The organism is Caproicibacter fermentans (assembly GCF_009746625.1).
Lineage (GTDB): Bacteria > Bacillota > Clostridia > Oscillospirales > Acutalibacteraceae > Caproicibacter > Caproicibacter fermentans.
The window spans coordinates 1-17,373 of the sequence record NZ_VWXL01000035.1; the positions used below are offsets into that span (position 1 = coordinate 1).

General features: G+C 47.6%; 17 protein-coding genes, 3 pseudogenes and 2 riboswitches. Of the genes and pseudogenes, 7 read left to right on the plus strand and 13 right to left on the minus strand.

The features are described 5' to 3' along the window. Window positions 1–521, plus strand: a pseudogene (locus CAFE_RS19645) (hypothetical protein); the annotation flags it as partial. Window positions 522–604: 83 nt separating this feature from the next. On the opposite strand, the gene CAFE_RS05830 reads toward CAFE_RS19645, so the two are convergent. The 4 genes from CAFE_RS05830 to CAFE_RS05845 all read right to left on the minus strand — a co-directional run bounded on the left by CAFE_RS05830 (window position 605) and on the right by CAFE_RS05845 (window position 5,898). Beyond that, complete coding sequence (locus CAFE_RS05830) at window positions 605–1,861, minus strand: Nramp family divalent metal transporter (RefSeq protein ID WP_066647926.1); 1,257 nt, start codon at window positions 1,859–1,861, stop codon at window positions 605–607. 446 nt (window positions 1,862–2,307) lie between these two features. Next, window positions 2,308–2,748, minus strand: coding sequence for a hypothetical protein (locus CAFE_RS05835; RefSeq protein ID WP_156990081.1), 441 nt, complete (start codon window positions 2,746–2,748; stop codon window positions 2,308–2,310). Window positions 2,749–3,200: 452 nt separating this feature from the next. Continuing rightward, window positions 3,201–5,060, minus strand: coding sequence for a DUF342 domain-containing protein (locus CAFE_RS05840; RefSeq protein ID WP_139104132.1), 1,860 nt, complete (start codon window positions 5,058–5,060; stop codon window positions 3,201–3,203). A 184-nt stretch (window positions 5,061–5,244) separates the two neighbouring features. After that, the gene (locus CAFE_RS05845) at window positions 5,245–5,898 is read right to left on the minus strand and encodes a superoxide dismutase (RefSeq protein ID WP_156990082.1); all 654 of its coding nucleotides are present in this window, start codon (window positions 5,896–5,898) and stop codon (window positions 5,245–5,247) included. A 222-nt stretch (window positions 5,899–6,120) separates the two neighbouring features. On the opposite strand from CAFE_RS05845, the gene CAFE_RS05850 reads away from it, so the two are divergent. Together CAFE_RS05850 and CAFE_RS05855 are read left to right on the plus strand one after the other, a co-directional pair. Beyond that, window positions 6,121–7,134 (plus strand): CAP domain-containing protein, encoded by a 1,014-nt coding sequence (locus tag CAFE_RS05850; RefSeq protein ID WP_156990083.1) that lies wholly within the window; start codon window positions 6,121–6,123, stop codon window positions 7,132–7,134. A gap of 147 nt (window positions 7,135–7,281) precedes the next feature. Further along, a complete protein-coding gene (locus CAFE_RS05855; protein WP_156990084.1) occupies window positions 7,282–8,013 on the plus strand; it encodes an NAD-dependent protein deacylase in 732 nt (243 codons plus the stop codon). A 134-nt stretch (window positions 8,014–8,147) separates the two neighbouring features. Here CAFE_RS05855 and CAFE_RS05860 read toward each other — a convergent pair whose 3' ends face one another. Beyond that, window positions 8,148–8,510 (minus strand): VOC family protein, encoded by a 363-nt coding sequence (locus CAFE_RS05860; protein ID WP_156990085.1) that lies wholly within the window; start codon window positions 8,508–8,510, stop codon window positions 8,148–8,150. A 120-nt stretch (window positions 8,511–8,630) separates the two neighbouring features. Here CAFE_RS05860 and CAFE_RS05865 point away from each other — a divergent pair, with 120 nt between their 5' ends. Beyond that, window positions 8,631–9,524, plus strand: coding sequence for a metallophosphoesterase (locus CAFE_RS05865; RefSeq protein ID WP_156990086.1), 894 nt, complete (start codon window positions 8,631–8,633; stop codon window positions 9,522–9,524). Here CAFE_RS05865 and CAFE_RS05870 read toward each other — a convergent pair. The 5 genes and pseudogenes from CAFE_RS05870 to CAFE_RS05890 form a co-directional block, all read right to left on the minus strand. Continuing rightward, window positions 9,518–10,402 (minus strand): CehA/McbA family metallohydrolase domain-containing protein, encoded by an 885-nt coding sequence (locus CAFE_RS05870; protein WP_066647947.1) that lies wholly within the window; start codon window positions 10,400–10,402, stop codon window positions 9,518–9,520. The two genes, CAFE_RS05865 and CAFE_RS05870, sit on opposite strands and share 7 nt — an antisense overlap. A gap of 28 nt (window positions 10,403–10,430) precedes the next feature. Beyond that, a pseudogene (locus CAFE_RS05875) lies at window positions 10,431–10,712 on the minus strand (GNAT family N-acetyltransferase); the annotation flags it as partial. A gap of 257 nt (window positions 10,713–10,969) precedes the next feature. Then, window positions 10,970–11,104: pseudogene (locus tag CAFE_RS20465) on the minus strand (cysteine-rich KTR domain-containing protein); the annotation flags it as partial. A gap of 1 nt (window position 11,105) precedes the next feature. Next, complete coding sequence (locus CAFE_RS05885) at window positions 11,106–11,831, minus strand: class I SAM-dependent methyltransferase (RefSeq protein WP_156990087.1); 726 nt, start codon at window positions 11,829–11,831, stop codon at window positions 11,106–11,108. Next, window positions 11,818–12,381: a TetR/AcrR family transcriptional regulator gene (locus CAFE_RS05890; RefSeq protein WP_156990088.1), complete on the minus strand. Its 564-nt coding sequence runs from the start codon at window positions 12,379–12,381 to the stop codon at window positions 11,818–11,820. Before CAFE_RS05890 ends, CAFE_RS05885 begins: the two co-directional genes overlap by 14 nt. Window positions 12,382–12,620: 239 nt before the next feature. After that, window positions 12,621–12,700, plus strand: a riboswitch (ZMP/ZTP riboswitch). A 67-nt stretch (window positions 12,701–12,767) separates the two neighbouring features. Further along, a riboswitch (THF riboswitch) is annotated at window positions 12,768–12,883 on the plus strand. 142 nt (window positions 12,884–13,025) lie between these two features. On the opposite strand from CAFE_RS05890, the gene CAFE_RS05895 reads away from it, so the two are divergent. The 3 genes from CAFE_RS05895 to CAFE_RS05905 all read left to right on the plus strand — a co-directional run bounded on the left by CAFE_RS05895 (window position 13,026) and on the right by CAFE_RS05905 (window position 15,496). Further along, window positions 13,026–13,946, plus strand: coding sequence for an ECF transporter S component (locus CAFE_RS05895; RefSeq protein ID WP_066647954.1), 921 nt, complete (start codon window positions 13,026–13,028; stop codon window positions 13,944–13,946). 16 nt (window positions 13,947–13,962) lie between these two features. After that, window positions 13,963–14,748 carry an N-formylglutamate amidohydrolase gene (locus CAFE_RS05900; protein ID WP_066647956.1) on the plus strand — a complete coding sequence of 262 codons (786 nt, stop codon included), beginning with the start codon at window positions 13,963–13,965 and terminating at the stop codon, window positions 14,746–14,748. Between the two features lie 112 nt (window positions 14,749–14,860). Continuing rightward, complete coding sequence (locus CAFE_RS05905; protein WP_156990089.1) at window positions 14,861–15,496, plus strand: class I SAM-dependent methyltransferase; 636 nt, start codon at window positions 14,861–14,863, stop codon at window positions 15,494–15,496. Between the two features lie 2 nt (window positions 15,497–15,498). On the opposite strand, the gene CAFE_RS05910 is transcribed toward CAFE_RS05905, so the two are convergent. The 3 genes from CAFE_RS05910 to CAFE_RS05920 form a co-directional block, all read right to left on the minus strand. Then, window positions 15,499–15,732, minus strand: coding sequence for a hypothetical protein (locus CAFE_RS05910; protein ID WP_066647959.1), 234 nt, complete (start codon window positions 15,730–15,732; stop codon window positions 15,499–15,501). 219 nt (window positions 15,733–15,951) lie between these two features. Further along, window positions 15,952–16,542, minus strand: coding sequence for a hypothetical protein (locus tag CAFE_RS05915; protein ID WP_066647962.1), 591 nt, complete (start codon window positions 16,540–16,542; stop codon window positions 15,952–15,954). After that, window positions 16,532–17,014, minus strand: coding sequence for an RNA polymerase sigma factor (locus tag CAFE_RS05920; protein ID WP_066647965.1), 483 nt, complete (start codon window positions 17,012–17,014; stop codon window positions 16,532–16,534). Before CAFE_RS05920 ends, CAFE_RS05915 begins: the two co-directional genes overlap by 11 nt. Window positions 17,015–17,373 lie beyond the last annotated feature (359 nt).

Here is a 17,373-nt window from a genome sequence, read left to right on the forward strand (position 1 = left end):
TCCGCAAAAGTGGAAATAAATTCAGGAGTATAGCGTCGAAATTCGACGTAATCATTCAGTTGGAACGCCTCTTGAATCCCTTTTCGCTGAATTCCTCTTCCTGCGCCATTTGTTCAGAGGTTCCCTATAAATTTGTAGAGCTGTCAAAAGAAAAGGGATTTCAGCTGGTCTTCGTCAATATGCCCTGCGATTATACGGAGTCCAACCAGTCCGACGGCTGGGTCAACGATTGTGAAGCGATGTTCAACACCGTTGCGGACCTTTGCCAGCAGGAAAACGTTCCTTTTCTGGATCTTGACGACCGGATGGACGAAATCGGACTTGATTTCGCGCAGGACATGAACAACGCCGGCCACCTCAACGTCTGGGGTGCGTACAAAACCAGTTCCTATTTTGGGAATTATCTCAACCGGAATTACACCCTGCCCGACCGCAGGAGCAACACGGAATTGGCGAAGCGGTGGAATGAGGATTACAGTCACTCCCTTGCGGCCTCCGTCGAAAACGGTACGGCAGGGTAATAAAAAAGCAGCTTGTATCGATCCATTTCAGATACAAGCTGCTATATTATTTTGCAATATGCCTTCCGTATGATATTGCCCGGCTAGAATGCACTGATCAGAAGAGCCAGATTTAAAGCCGTCACGATTCCTCCGGTGATCCAGAGCAGGATACGGTCCAAAAGAGAATTCGCGTATTTCCCCATCACCCGTTTGGATGAAGTCAGGTAAATCTGCGTAAAAATCGTAATCGGAAGCTGCACGCTCAAAAGCATCTGGGAATAAATCAGCCCCTGAAACGGGGAGGAAATCAGGAACACCACAGCGGCTGCGGGAACCATGGTCAGCAGCACTCCGGTTTTGGAATGGCTGTCCGAAATATCGTACGGCTCCGAAAACATCCCGGCGAAAATGCTTCCTCCCGCCATGCCCGCCGTAATGCTGGAAGAAATTCCGGCAAACAAAAGAGCCAGAGCGAATACGATGGAGGCAGCATCCCCCAGAAGAGGACGAAGCATTTCCTGCGCCTGACCTAGCTCGTCCACCTTCTTTGAGTTCTGAAAAAAGGCCGCGGCCGCTGTCAGGATCATCGCGCTGTTGATCGCCCAGCCGATCAGCATGGAAAACAGCGTGTCGCCGAATTCATATTTCAGCTGCCTGCGAATGACGGTTTCGTCCTGCAGGTTCCACTGGCGGCTTTGGATAATCTCAGAATGAAGAAACAGGTTGTGCGGCATTACGACCGCACCCAGTACGCTCATAATGACCGGCAGAGCTCCCTTCGGAAAGGCCGGGGTAACCCAACCTGCCCCGGCCGCGCCCCAATCGATTTGCACCATATGTAATTCGTAGATAAAGGCAAAGCCGATCAGAGAAACAAACCCGATAATGATTTTTTCAATTTTCCGATAGGAATTCGTAAACTGAAGCCAAAGGACAAGCAAGAGGACCAAAACGGTCCCTAATTTTACCGGCAGTCCGAACAGCATTTGAAGCGCGATCGCCCCGCCCAACAGTTCGGCCATTGCCGTAGAAACCGCGGCGCCCATCGCGCTGATCAGAATCACGTTTTTCAGCTTCGGCGGAAGATATTCCGTCGCGGCTTCCGACAGGCATTTTCCGGTTACAATGCCGAGGTGCGCGGCATTGTGCTGCAACAGAATCAGCATTAGGGTCGACAGCGTAACCATCCATAGCAGGGCGTATCCGTACCCCGACCCCGCCGCGATATTGGACGCCCAGTTTCCGGGATCGATAAAGCCGACCGTAACAAGCATTCCCGGCCCGATATACCGGATAAAATCGATTGCGGTCAGCTTTGGGCGGTGAATTCCGGAAAAACATTTGGAAAACAGTTCCATGACCTACCTCCTTTGCCCTATGATACACCGTTTTATTTTTTTTCACAAGGGCGCCGAATAGATTCCCGCCGACATGTCGGCCGGTACTTCCGCGTCGCCAAAGGCGCGACATTAAAAGGCAAATAGGTTTCTTCCATTGCAGGGCATATTCACCCCCTGCCCCTTCACCCAGGCAAAAACAGAAAACAATCCCAATGCGGAAGGGGAACCGAAGCCGCCGGCGGTTCGTCCACAGCGGGAAACGGCCCCGTCTTTCAAGACGGGGCCGAAGATCTGCCGCGTTCAATGACTCTTGTTCAAACCGACCGCGTTCAGGACGATTGTCCCGATTCCGCAAATGGTAACCACAATTCCGATCACAAGCCCGGATATACTGAGTCCCTTCGACAATGCAATCACCTCTTGTTTATTTTACCGCGGAACAGGCTCCGGCGCAAGACTTTCCGTCAGTTCGTTTTTTTGCCGCCAAGAATCACCACGGAGGACAGGGTTTCTCCATCGGACTGATAGGTTACTTTTAATACGGTACCGTCCTGAATGTCAGACAGCGCCGCCGATGCTCCGCCCGATTCAGTCTGCTGCGATACAGTGTCCCCGGAAGAGGCCGACCGGGAAGCCTGCCCTCCCATCATCTGCTGCGTCGACAAAATACTCTCATCCGAAATCGTAATTGTTTTGGTTTCTCCCGTCAAAGTCAGTAAATCTCTTGCCTCCATTTTCCGGTCTGGAGCCGTTTCCTCCTCCGGAAGGCGTGCCGGAAGCTGCATTCGTCTGATCTCCGCTTTGATTTGCAGGCCGATCTTTGCCGCCGCTCTGCGGTTTCCCTGAATGGTCGGTATTCGATTGACTTCCGTTTTGCATTGTCTCAGGCGTCTGGTCTTTGCCATGACCGCCTGCATTCAGTGTTCCAACCGCAATCGTGATCTTGTTTCCATCCACCGCGGTCACTTTGCCGAAGATTGCGTTCCGGTCTGCTGCCGCAGACGACCCCGAAGCGGCATGATCCGATTGTGAGGATGAAGCAGCGGATGCCGAAGAATCCGCCGACTGCGCCGATGAACAAGCGCCTGTGCCGATAAGGCAGAAAGCCGCCAACAGCAGCGTTCCCATTTGAATCTTATTCAACTTTGTCATAGGGCCAGCTCCTTTTAAGGTAAATTTTTCCTGCTCTGCTACTATAGAATCCGTTTATGAAAACAGGATGAACAGGCCCTAAGAGTTTCATGAAAACAGAGACCGTCTTCTATGGAATCGGAACGTGGTGAGTCCGATTCAGGCTGTTACAGCAAAAAACTCCTGCATGACCGAAATCAGCAGGAGTTTTTTTGTTTTCAAAACTTTATGCCAATGCAACGAGTCTGGAACTAACGCCGCCGGCCCCCGCACCGTTTCTCACCGAAACGGCGGTGCACACGCTTTCTCCCCCCGTAATAGAAAAGGTAACGGTCGCGTTTCCGGCATTCCGGCCGGAAATTTGATAAAGAAGCATGCTTCCGCTTTTTCCAACGTACTGAACCGAAACGCTGGACTGATCGGAAGACGCCCAGATTGAATTTGCTTCCACCCCTTTTGTGGTCACACCGATGACATATTTCCCGCCGGGTGCCATGGTATAAGACGACGTGTCGATCGTGATTCCGGAGGAAACCCTGGCAATCACCTTCTGCCCGTCAATCTCAATCGTTACCTGGCCTTTGCCCGTTCCGGTAATTGGGTAAATCCAGGCCGGATTTCCGCTGCTGTCCTTTACTGCTTTTCCTGCGCCGACGGTTGCGACGGCGGAGTTGTAAGACATGGCATGCGGAGCGGCGGACGAGGATGTCCGCGCGAGTACCCAATACCGGTCCCCGGTCAGAATGGAAACCGTGGACGTGTCAAGCGTGCCGTTGCCGGAATCGTCGTTGCCGGGATCGCCGGAATATCCGGTTGAAAGGACGCAGGAGTCCGACTTGTAATCATTGAGGCGGGTTCCATGCGAGTCCACCAGGTAGGCGATCAGCGTTCCTTTATACATTCCTTTGACCGAAGAAGAAACCGATACTTTACAGGACAGTCCGCCGGAATCTACCGATTTGGAAAACGCGGAGGTATCTCCATACAGTTCCCACACCAGTTTGGTGCCGGTCGCAAACTTGGAAAAGTCCGGCTTAACATGGGCCTTTACGGTCACGGATTCCCCGGGATTGAGGGAAAGGCTCTGGTTGCTCAGCGTAATTCCGTCCGAAACCGCATTGGTCAGCACGAACCTGTCCTCGGGGCCGCTGTCGTCCTTCGCTTCAACGCCGTAGTCATAAAGGCGCACGTCGTCTTCCGAGACGGAGTCGCTGTCCGCGTAAAACGCCGTATCCCCTTTGCCAACATGATTGCTGAAGATCAACAGCGGTTTGCCCTCGATGGAATCATGTACGGTCAGCTTTCCCGAATGGAAATACAGGGTGCCGGGTCCTGTCAGCTGATTCAGCTCCAGTGAAGAGCTGGTCGAAAACTCAGCGCCGTCCGTAATATAAAGCTCTCCCGCTTCGATTTTTTCATCCGCCGTTGCATTGGTCTTGTTTTTCACAACGATTTCCTTCATGTTTTCCAGCGGCGGCAGCGTTACCGTATATTGGTTGATACTCAGGGTTGCCGTGTCGTCGCCGTCGAATCCTCTGGTTTTTAAAGTGCAGTTGTTCAGGTTAATATTGCTCTCGGCGGTCATCGTTCCGGCGATGTTTATCTTGGCTCCTGAAGATAAGGTGATTTCATTTGCCTCCAGGCTGCCGCCGATCTTTACGGTGCTGCTCAGGGACGCCTCTTCGTCGCAGCGCACGTCATGGCGGATGTTTCCCCCGGAAATCTTCAAGTCTCCGCCCGCGTCAACAGATTTCATATCCCCGTCCTTAATTTCAGCCGAGCCGTCGCAGGAGACAGAATCCATCACGCCGCCCTGAACCGTCAGTTTCGAGCTGCTTCCGCTTACGGTGATGTTGGCTACTTCGCCGCTTTTCACCGTAAGGCTTCCGTCATAGGTAACATCTTCCCCTGTCACATCTTCGAAATTGTCCTCGTCCCATGTTTTGCCCCAAGCGGAAGCGAGGCCCAGATATGTCTTTGCACCGTGCATATTAATGACTGCCGCCGATGACGTCGCCGCGAAAGCGGGCGGCGAAGACAAAAGCAATAATAACAACGGCAAAAGAGCGGCGGTCCATTTCTTCATAGTCTTCCCCCCTGATGATTTCGGGTCCATTGTATTCTGGAAATTTAAGTTCCATTTGTACCCGTTTTTTAAATTATACCGTGAGCAGGAAATGATTTCAAGGAAGATGGAAGAAAAGGTGGAATATTTTGCCGAATTTTTGCGGTTTTTTCCCTATTTTTGTTTCAAAACCATGAGCGAGCAATTACTTTCTGCCCGGGCGCTGCATCGGCCGCGCGAAACAGCCCAGATAATTTTCTTCCGCAGCCGCCCAATTAATCAAACGCATAAATGCGTCCAGATACTCGCCCCTTCGGTTCTGGTATTGCAAATAATACGCGTGCTCCCACACATCAACCAGCAGCACCGGACAGAATCCACGGGGCAGCGGGGTATCCTGATTCAGGGTATTTAAAACTTTCAGCCGGCCCCGGCAGTCCGCCACCAGCCATCCGTAGCCGGAACCGAACTGGCTCTGTGCGCATGTTTTGAGTTTTTGATAGAATTTGTCCATCGAACCGAACGCCGACAGGATGGCGGAGTGAAGCTTCCCCTCTGGTTCCTGATTGCCCGGGTGTTCCATCAGATTAAAGTACAGGTTGTGGTTGTAAACGCCGCCCGCATTGTTCCATACCGCCGTCTGCACTTGAAACGGCAGACGGTAATTTTCGCGGATCAGCCGCTCAAGGGTCCAGTTCTGATAAGCCGGCAATTTTTCAAGCGCCTGATTCAGATTGTCTACATATGCTTTGAAATGTTTGTCATGGTGAAATTTCAGAGTTTCGGAATCCAGATATGGCTCCAGTGCATTGTACGAATAGGGGAGCGGAGGCAATTCAAACGGATAATGGCTGTTCATGGCAATCGCCCTTTCTTACTGTTCTTGTAAATTTATATTCAATTTTTCATGCGGATAGTCGCAGGAAAAGCGTTTCTTTGAAACACTGGAAGAATTTGAGGGATTGTCTTTTTCTCAGGTGAGTGTTACGATAGGGACAAGAAAAGTTACAAATTTGTAATACTTGGCCGCCTTAATTACACATTTGTAACATTTTTAAATTTGTTTTCAAAGGAGTAGTTTATGAAAGGTAGATTATTAGCTCTGCTTTTAAGCCTGATCGTCAGCGGTACAGCCGGCCTTTATGCAAAAAATGCCGCGCAAACATCCGATCAATCAGCACCGGCCGCCAGTTCAGCGGTGACAGCGGTATCCCCGCAGAGCGAAGCAGCTTCTGCTGAAACGTCCTCCTCTCAGGAATCTTCTGCTGTTCAGTCGGGCGGCATTGTCGTTTCCACACAGAATTCTTCCTGCCCGACTTCCGAGAACAGCACGGCAGCCAAAGCGGATCCTTCTTTGAAGGCTTCTTCCGCGGCTTCATCCCAGAAAAGCTCGGCAGCTTCCGGCAGCACCTGCAGCCAGAGCACTGATTGCAGCACAAACTCCGCCTGCGCGTCCACACAAAGCAGTTGCGTACAGAATTCCTGCGCCCCGGGTACTTACCAGTATTGCACGCAGAACTACAACTGCGGCCAGACGGGTACAAACAGCAACTACAGCAACTATCTGAACGACGTGATCAGCCGTCTCACCGGCAAAAGCTGCAGTCAGACCCCGTCCGGAAGCGTCTCCTCCAAGCCGGCAACGTCCGCTCCTTCCAAGAGCAGTTCTTCCGGTACCGCCGCGTCTTCGGGAAGCACCGCAACCGGAACATACGCGGATTTTCAGAATCAGGTACTGCAGCTTGTGAACAAGGAACGCACCAGCCGCGGCCTGAACGCGCTTTCCATGGACAGCGCGCTGAACAAGACCGCCACGCTGAAGTCACAGGATATGGCAAAGCTCGGCTATTTTGACCACACCTCTCCCACCTACGGTTCTCCGTTCGATATGATGAAACAGTTTGGAATCAGCTACCGTACCGCGGGTGAAAATATCGCCATGGGACAGACCTCCCCGACGCAGGTCATGAACGGCTGGATGAATTCCGAAGGCCACAGAGCCAACATCCTGAATTCTTCCTTTACGAAGATCGGCATCGGAGTCGCCCAGAACTCAAACGGCCAATATTACTGGACCCAGCAGTTTATCGGCTGATCTAATTTGTCAAGCTTTCAGCCCCCGGCGGTGGTCGGGGGCTTTGCCATACATTAACGCTTTTTTCTTGCCGCGGATTCTTGCTTTTTTCCTGATTTGAGGCTAAGATAAAAGAAAAGCGCGGGCAATTATGGGGAGGGACGGTTTATGACTGACACGGAAAAATTTCAGCGGATGATTGACGAAAGCCGCCGCATTGTTTTTTTCGGCGGCGCGGGTGTTTCCACGGAAAGCGGCATTCCCGATTTTCGAAGTGTCGACGGATTATACAATCAGCACTACTCGTATCCGCCAGAAGTCATGCTGAGCCACAGTTTCTACCGGTCCCATACAAAGGAGTTTTTTGATTTCTACCGGAATAAAATGCTCTATCTGGAAGCGGAGCCGAATCCGGCGCACAAAAAGCTGGCGCAGCTGGAACAGGCGGGGCGGCTTTCCGCCGTGGTAACGCAGAATATCGACGGACTGCACCAAAAAGCCGGGAGCAAAACGGTTTATGAGCTTCACGGTTCCGTTCACCGCAATTACTGTCAGCGGTGCCACAAACGGTACGATGCGGAATTCATCCGGCAAAGCACGGGGATCCCGATCTGCGAATGCGGCGGCGTTATCAAGCCCGATGTTGTTCTGTATGAGGAAGGGCTGAACCAGGACACGATTTACGGCGCGGTAAAAGCCATTCAAAACGCGGATATGCTCATCGTCGGCGGAACGTCTCTCGCGGTCTACCCGGCCGCAGGACTGATCGACTATTACAGCGGCAATCGCCTGGTGCTGATCAACAAAACGGCCACCCCGATGGATGCGAAAGCCGATCTCACTCTGAAAGGCAGCATTGGGGAGATTCTGGAGAAAATTCGGATTCCTGAAAAGGAATAGATGCCCGACGCTGAATCGCTCTCGGTCCAATCGGCACTGCCGGGAGTTTTCGTATTACAATAAAAACGCAGCTGTTGATTCCAAATCAGCAGCTGCGTTTTGGTTTTCTAATTCCTGAACAAGCAAAAAGACTTTTATAAATTCTCGATAAACTGAATTTTCAAGCCGTTCGGGTCAAGGACAAAGAAAAATCTTGTATGAGGATTCGGCTGAAACGGTCCGCTTTGAATCTTGATTCCTTTGCTTTTCACAAAGTTCATCATTTCATCAACAGATTTAACTGTAAAGCCCAGAGAAATATCCTGTCCCATGTTGATTTCACGATTCTCCCGACTGCAGATCAATTCGACCTTTGTTTCTCCCTCTCCCAAAAAGGCAATCTCGGTATCCGGCCCGGCCTCGAACCTCCTGTTTTCCCGAAGTCCGACAATCTCCCGATAAAATTTCAAAGATTCCTCTAAATCCTTTACATGCAGTGAAGTCCAGCAAAAAGCCATTCCTGTTTCCTCCTGATTCTGTAAGTTTCGTGGGGATGCGCGCAAAATTTTCTGAAATTAGGATACCATAAAAAGAAAGGAATCAAATAAATTTAAAATATTTCATATAAGGAAATGTGAATGTCATCTTTTTCAACTTATCACCGATTAACGGAAGTATATCAAAAAGCGACGGAGCTGCCGTTTGACCGGACTTCAAAAATCGTTCTGATCAGCGACTGCCATCGCGGCGACGGAAGCTGGGTTGACGACTTCAGCCACAACCAGAGCCTTTACTACTGCGCGATCAAATATTATTACCGGAACGGTTTTACCTATATTGATCTTGGGGACAGCGACGAATTGTGGAAAAACCGTCATTTTTCCGGCATCTGTACGATCTACGCGGATATTTTTGAACTGCTGCATCAGTTCTACTCCGAAAACCGGTACTACATGATTTACGGAAACCACGATATTGTGAAAAGGTATCCTGCCTTTCGCAAAAACAATCTGGACCGATACTACAACACGAACACGGACACCTTTGAAGGCCTTTTTGAAAATGCTGAAATTCACGAAGGCCTGATTTTAAAGGACACCGACAACCAGGCAAAGCTGTTTCTGGTCCACGGTCATCAGGGCGACATCGTCAGCGACATCTTTTGGCGAGTCGGGAGATTTCTTTCCCGATATATTTGGAGACGTCTTGAGTTCTTTGGATTAAAGGATCCGACCAGCGCAGCCAAAAATTACGACAAGAAAAAGAAAGTGGAGAGGAAAATCATCGACTGGGCCGCCGACCGTCATCAGATTGTGATTGCGGGCCACACTCACAGGCCGACCTGCCCGGATGAGGACGAAATTCCCTACTTTAACACAGGCAGCTGTATCCATCCGGACTGCATTACCTGCATCGAAATCGTTCACTCTGAAATTTCGCTGATGAAATGGGGGTTAAAAACCAAAAACGACGGTTCCGTTTTTGTCGACCGGGAATTGATCGCCGCACCGAGAAAAATCCAGGGTCAATAAGCTTCTCCGTTGACCGGAATCGGGGAGCACCAGGCTTTTCTGCCCTGTGAATCGATCAGTATGACGCGCACGTATTTGTCGGTGGGTTTCATCCGGTAGGTCGCGCCGGTTACGCCCCCGGTAAAGACCCTGTCCTGACACCAAACGGTATTGCTGTTAAAGATGATTGTATCCACACAGGAGGATTCGACGCGCACCGCGTCGCCGCTGAATCTCACGGAATGAAACTCCGGACCCTGGCTGGCATAGAAGTCTCCGTTTCTGATGGAGCTTTTAATGGAATCCGGCGTAAGCTCCTGCGCGTTCACCATGATGTAGGAACGGGTTTCTTCTCCCTGATAAAAATGGCTGTCGTCCGCGGCCATACAGGGAAAGAACTTCCCCATGGAAGCCCAGATGTCGATATAAACGCCGGAGTCCGCGCGTTCGCCGTTCCATGGCAGGCCGGAGACGGAATTGTAGATTTCCACTCCGCCAAGGCCGGTCAGGCCAAGACAGTCCGCGGGATTGGTGACCGACCATGCGGGGTGCGCAAGAATCGCGATTCCGTTCGCCGCATTGATCGCGTCAATGATTTTCTGCGGAGGAAGCGACCGTTCCAAGGAAACTTTTGAGTCCATCCCCACTCCGACAATATGAAACACCGGCGTGTTTACCATATCCCCCGTATCCCATTCGCACCCGCTCAAAAGCAGAAAGCGTTCGGTCGTTTCACACTCGTTCTGAATCCAGTGGTCCGTCAGGGCGGCAAAATCATACCCGGCTTTTTGATAGCGGCTAACAGCCTGCTCCGGAGAAAGGTGCCCGTCGGAACGAAGCGTATGCATATGTAAATTTCCTTTGTACCAGTTGCCGTCCGTACGAAATGCTTCTTTCATTGCTCATCCTCCAATACAACTGCCGTATTTACCGTTTCCACCAGTAAGTTTCACCCTGCCTGAACAGTTTGAATCTACAGCGGGTCAGGACTTTTTGAGACGGAAGGTTGCCGGTTTCCGTCTCGGCCGTTACATGCTTTACCGATTCCTGTTTGAAAGTCCACTCGCACATTGCCTGAACCGCTTCCGTCATATAGCCGTGGTGTTCGTATTTGTTTCCCAGTCCGTACCCGATTTCCACTTCCCCATTTTGATCGGGAGGCGCTTTAAAGTCGACGGATCCTACCACAACGCGGTCTTCCCTGCGGACAAGAAGCCAAAAGCCGGCACGTTAAGTGTCTCCTTTCTTTCCTGATATTTCCCCGTCATTATAGCACACAGGAAACAAAATAGATAGCCCCCGGCCGCCGTGTGGAGTTGGCCGTTCCGCATACAGACTCATAAACTGAGCAGCGGGATCGCTCTTCATTTCCGTTATGCGATCAGATCGCTGCTCCCCCCCACGCCTTTCAGAACCATATTTTAACCGTCTATTACTATATGTGGGTGAAAGGCACGACAAAGCAGTTAGAATGAGGAACAATGGGTCTTACGTACACCCTCCAAGGACGATCGGCTCTGTGTCTTAGCGTCTGGCTCATTGATTAGGGATTCTTGTCTACACCTAGGACAGTATAGGGGGAAGTTTTCGAGTATTGTATCGCTATTTTTCTGCTCTAATAATTACTGTTCCACAATTTTGATACAAAGCCTTAGCAGTTCTAAAACCGGCATTTTTCATAAGTTCAAATTGATGTTCCAATGTCAGTGGAATATCAATATGTATCAACATATCTTCGGGTATATTATTTTGCTTGCGCCTATATTCATATCCCTCAAGACAAAGCGCTTCCTCTTCATCGCAACAGGCAATGTAGTCACATTCTATATAATATCCACCAGCTTTTATCGTCTGATAAAGCTTACTATAAATCAGTTGTTTTTTTTCATATTTAAAATGATGAAGTGTCTCAAAAGACATAGCAGCGTCAAACTTGTTTTCCTCAAACGCGTATTCAAAATAGTCCGCATTGATTATTTGAATGTTTTTATCGCCATAGCTTTTTCTCAATTTATCAAGCATAGATTCAGACAAATCGATGCCTGTAACCTTGACTTCGGGAAATCTCTTGTAGATTGATTCAAGCTCTAAACCCGTGCCGCAACCAATATCAAATAATGTTTTCAAACCATCATCAAAGAAATCTGCGATATGAGCGTATTCCTCGCCCCAATTTTTTAAATGAACATTATTATATTCACTAATCCTATTCGCGAAAAAATCCGCCATTCCTTCCACGGGAGCATTCTTTACCCCATCAAGCCAATCCTTTAATTCTTCTAGATATTTTTCTGTTTCTTCCTGAGTTCGGATTTTACTTTTCAGCATAACAATTTTTCATCCTTTCATAAAATCCACTTAATAACGATTGAATATCAGTTTCATTTATTCTCATTTTATTTGCGGCAAGCTCGGTAGCAAGACCACTTGACAAAAGCCAAATATCAATAAGAATTTTTTCAGCAGTAGGTTTATCAATCCTAAAGTCAGACGTTATTGATGATATCGCTTTTTGATTCCATTCAGCATTTACTATCTCGTCAAGACTTATTCCCTCTAATGTGTTTGATAAAAACATAGCTGTATATAGGTTCTTTTCATATAAAGCAAACAAAACGTGCGCTTTAGCCTTACTAATCACATAATTGTTTCTGTCAATACGTCTTTTCACAAATAGATCATATTCTTTATCAATCATCCGTGTAACTGCAACTTTTAGCTCGTCCATTCCTGTAAAAGAAAGATAAATCGGTTGTGTGGAACACTGCAATTTTTCAGCAAGATTTCTTGCATTTACAGCGTTCAATCCGCATTCACGTACAATCTCTAATGAGGCCTGTAATATTGCTTCTTTTGAGATTTGCTTTTTAGCAGGCATTTATTCAAGCACCTCCAGTCGTAACAATAACTAATGTTATTGATAACATTAGTTATTGTACAAATAATTATACAATTTGTCAAGGGTCATAGTTTTTTGTGGATCTCCCCGTTTTCCTCGATGTTTTCGCAAACAACAAGAGGGCCCAGGTAGCAGAAATTTTTAAAGGCTCACGGCAACGAGTCTAATAAAATTCTTATGTCTTGAAGTTGACAATACTAATGGGCAGTGGTAATATAAATGTGCTGTATGACTGACGGAGGTGGATTTAACCACAGGGAGTACAGCGTTTTGGAAGCCGACCGTCTGGGCATGATGCTTGGATTGGTGGGTCTTTTTTATTTTCTGAATGCAGTTCATATCATTCAGAGAACATTTGAATCATGAGCAGAGTAGAACGTTGTGCGTAAATCATTGATTTACAGTGCCTTCTGAACGGGGAGTTGTCAGAGGGACGAAAAGCCTTTCAGGGCTTGCGGTACAAGGTTCGCATCCCGCTGCTGCATAAGGAGAAGCGGTGTCATGATTGTGCCTCTTGTTGTGTAGCTGTGCTGCATGACAGGAGGTGTATTTAATGGTCACAACTTAGAAAATCAATTTAACCGTAAACTTTCTATGTCACGATTATGAAAGGAGAAGTTAAATTGAAAGATTCAACTTTATATGTGCGCCGCATCACAATCTCTGCGGTATTTCTCAGTATTTCACTTGTTTTAAAAACAACATTTTCTTTCTACATACCGATGTTTGGACAAAATGGAATGAGCGTTGGCATTTCCGGGATTTTCTCCATCATGCCATCCCTGTTGTTCGGGCCTGTGTATGGAGCTGTTGTGTCCGGCCTTTCTGATTTTTTGGGTTACCTTTTAAAACCCGTGGGAACCTATATCCCTCTTATGACGCTGGTCGTAGCTGCCGGTGGATTTATCCGGGGCGCATTATGGTCTGCTCTTCGCAACAAAGACAGCAGGAAAATGAGAATTGCAGTTGCAATTTTTTCCGCGCTCATGTTATTTGCAGGGATTTGTAATATTGCGTTTCTCGCTGCCGATGGCGTTGATAGTGAATTCTACAATCATGTACAAAAAGAAAACATCAATACAGACAACATGCACCTTATCAGCAAAATGTTGATTGAAAGAACCCTTGGTGCAAAAGATCCGTCGGGAAACCTGACAACCTATATCTCTTGGGTCACAACCGCAATGATTGGATGCGCAGCTCTCGGCATCCTGTTGTTAGCCTCTGATCTTTTCCTATCGAAAAAGCTTGTTCATGACACAAGCAGGGGGCGGATCCCCCAGCTTCTTATCGCTATGATCGGTTCCGGCCTGATTGTTACCACTCTCAATACCATCGTCCTGTGCGAAACAATTTTTACCGCATGGAAGGTACTGCCGTTTGCAGTCATATGGATTCCCAGAGTAATTGAAGAAATCCTTGGGAATACAGTCAAGGCATATTTTGTAGCCTTACTGCTGGGTATTTGCAGAAAACAGAAAACCGTGCAAGAGATAATGGACGGGCCATCCGTTAAGCTAGAAAGGGACCCAAAGGATTCGTAGGATTGGAGTAACAACCATGAAGCACTATACGGTTTTAAACGAAAATACACATCTGTTTCCGGTGGTGATTGATTTACCACACAGCGGCACCTTTGTCCCCGAAGACATTCGCAGCAGCCTACTTGATGGTGCCTGTCTGTCAAATACAGATTGGTTTTTGCCGGAGCTATACGACTTTCTTCCTGCAATGGGATGCACAACAATAATCAACCACCTAAGCCGTTATGTGGTAGATATGAACCGACCAGCCGAGAGTGCAAAAACGGGAGATTATCGTCAAACCGTGGTCTATCAGGAAAATACTCAAGGTAGCCCTTTGTATTCTTCACCGCTGGATGAGAATGAAATTAACCGCCGAGTAAGCCTGTATTATGATCCTTACCATCAGGCGATTGAAAAGCTGTTGCGTGAAAAATTAAAGGTGTATCCGTCGGTTCTCCTTTTGGACCTGCACAGCTTCTTCCTTGATTTTGGCGATGGCGGCAGCCAAGATATTTATTTATCCAACCGACGCGGCGTTACGTCCTCTGAACAGACATTGCATCGACTGCATGAAAATCTTGCAGCACAAGGCTACAGTGTTATAGAGAATGCAAACTTGGGAGGACACATTATTAACCATTACCGTAAGCTTTTTGGTGAGCGGATTGAGGGCATAATGATGGAGCTTCGTTATACCAAATATATTGACAACCGCTACTTTGGCGAGGAGGAACTAACGGACAGAAACGAAATGCTTTTTCAGTCGGCAAAGCAGAGGCTAAAGGAAGCGTTTATGCGGCTGCCTTGTTTTTGGGAGTAAATAAAAGCAGGCGCAATCGCAGCGCATAGCTGACGTTGCATGGCCAACAATGGAAGTGATTTCTACGTAAACCGATATCATCAATAAAAAGCACACAAGGAGGAATTATCCGATGGAACAAAAAGATTACTGGAACAATGTTTCAGAGACGAAGCAGTTTACAACGCCTTTTCAGGCCGGCGAGTTCTCCAATTATCTCAATCTCAATGCCGTCATTCTTGATGTCGGGTGCGGCTATGGCCGTACACTGGACGAATTGCACCATTTTGGTTACAGGCATCTGATCGGCATGGATTTTTCGCAGGGAATGATCGAACGGGGAAAACAGCAGGCTCCTTATCTTGACCTCCGTTTGAAAAAAGATGCAGGGATTGATTTGCCGGATCATAGTATAGACGCAGTGATACTCTTTGCCGTCCTGACTTGTATCAGAAGCAATGAAGAACAGCAGGCTCTGATTTCCGAAATGAATCGTGTATTAAAACCTGCCGGAATTCTCTACATCAACGATTTCCTGATCAATTCTGATGAAAGGAATCAAGCCCGCTATCAAAAATTTGAAGCAAAATATGGCATCTATGGAGTCTTTGAATTACCGGAAGGTGCTGTCCTCCGCCATCACTCAGAAAAATGGCTGAAGGAGCTTCTGGCTGATTTCAGCACATTGAAATATGAACGCCTGACATTTACGACTATGAACGGGCATAAATCGAATGGATTTTATTTCATAGGAAGGAAACTTTCCTGATTCTATCGGTTCATGCCTAAGTTAAACACCCGATACAATCTTTTATCCGGAAATTCAGCCTGCACGCATTCCGCTGCTGTGCCGCCTCCGTTTATCGCGATCCGGGGTGTGTTTTTTCCGCCATCCAGCATGTTGCTGCTGATTCCAAGGCTTTCAGCAGCTTTAGTTACAGCTGCCGAACTTATTCGAATCGCGCGCTTTTTGAATTCCATCATATTTTTTCGCGTTTCTGCCATCGTGATAGCTCCTTTTTTCTGTTACGTTTTTCTTGTCACACAGACCCCTCTATTGGGTTTATAAGAAAGCAAAAAGCCGTTGCATCTTTGCTGCGATGCAACGGCTCAATCTTGTGATAAGTCGGTCGGATTATATTGTGTGGTGAAATTAAACACTAACTAATCTCTGTACAAAAGCACTTTTCACAAGCTCAATTCAGTTCTGCGCCTAGCACGCCGTCAGTTAAACTCAGAAGGGTTCGGGTATTTATGAGGGCTGGTGGAATAACCATTTTGATACTTTACGGTCATGTACAGGGTTTCCTTGCCGCTTTCAAGCTTGACATAGCAAACGCCATTATCGAACTTATCGGTGATGGCAACTTTTTGATCGAGCCAGTAAACCCAAACGGAGCCGTCATCCTCATATTCCACATCCGGGGCCGTCAACTGTTCCGTAAGTTCTTCTTCCGACGCAGGTATTTCAGTTCCGTCAGGTGAGAATGCAACCCCGCCTCCAGCTTGATGCTTCACATTTCCTTCGCCGTCCGTGTAGTCCATGCTGTAATTTCCATTTCCATCGAACTGAAGAGTTGCCTCCGTTTGATCGCCGTGAATCCAAAGCTGGATAGTGCGCTGAATTCCGCCTACATCCGCGGCGTATGCAGCTGTGGCGCTGCCCACAATCATCACACAGACGGCAACAAAAGAAATCATTGTTTTGAATTTATGCTGTTTCTTTGTTCTTTCCATTTTTTCTACCTCCAAAGAAAAATCGTCAGAGGCATGAATTGCAGAAAACGCCTGTTTGTATTTTTCCTTATTCGTCATCTTCCCATACCTCCTTTAATGTGTTGCGGAGCGACATTCTTCCGCGCGATAACCTTACCTTTACATTGCTTGGCGTCACCCTCAAGATATCCGCGATTTCATTCACTGAATAATCCTCATAGTAAAACAGATGAATGACGATGCGATACTTTTCCGGAAGTTTCATCACTGCTTCAAATAATTCGGAGGACTCCTCCGACTCAAACGTCAATGTTTCTATGTAATCCTCCAATGGCAGTGAATTCCGCCTGAAAAAAGTATTGTTCTTATTCTTTGCCTTGTTAATTGCCACCCGGATAAGCCAAGCGCGGATATGCTGTTCTGATTCAAAACCTTTTTTGTGTGATAAATACTGGATAAAGGTATCCTGAACAACATCCTCAGCATCCTGCGCGTTTTTGCACATGTTAAACGCCGCAGCATAAAGGTTGCTTTGGTATTTTTCAACCAGTATCTCTACGGATGGTTTCATAAGCATGCTCCTTGATCTGTTTGAAAAGCCTTTCACCAATAATACAAATGAGAATAGTGAAAGGTTACAAGATCTCCTCAAATCTTAAAAAAATTTCGATAATAGTAAAAATTACTGATTCTCCGGATAAGTTCAGTTCTTTATTTGATTTTCACGCAGAAAACTTAAGAATGATTTATTGACATCCACTTATTACTGTATTATGCTAAAGTATAAGCGAATAAGTATCAAGTTGCAATGTATCCGCGCGCAGGTTTTGCCCGAGGATACAGGGCCGGTAGTTTTACCTGACCGCAAGGTGTTTCCGAGCGGAAAGACGCACATTCGGTATTGAGTACTCTGTTTTGCCGTAATGCTCC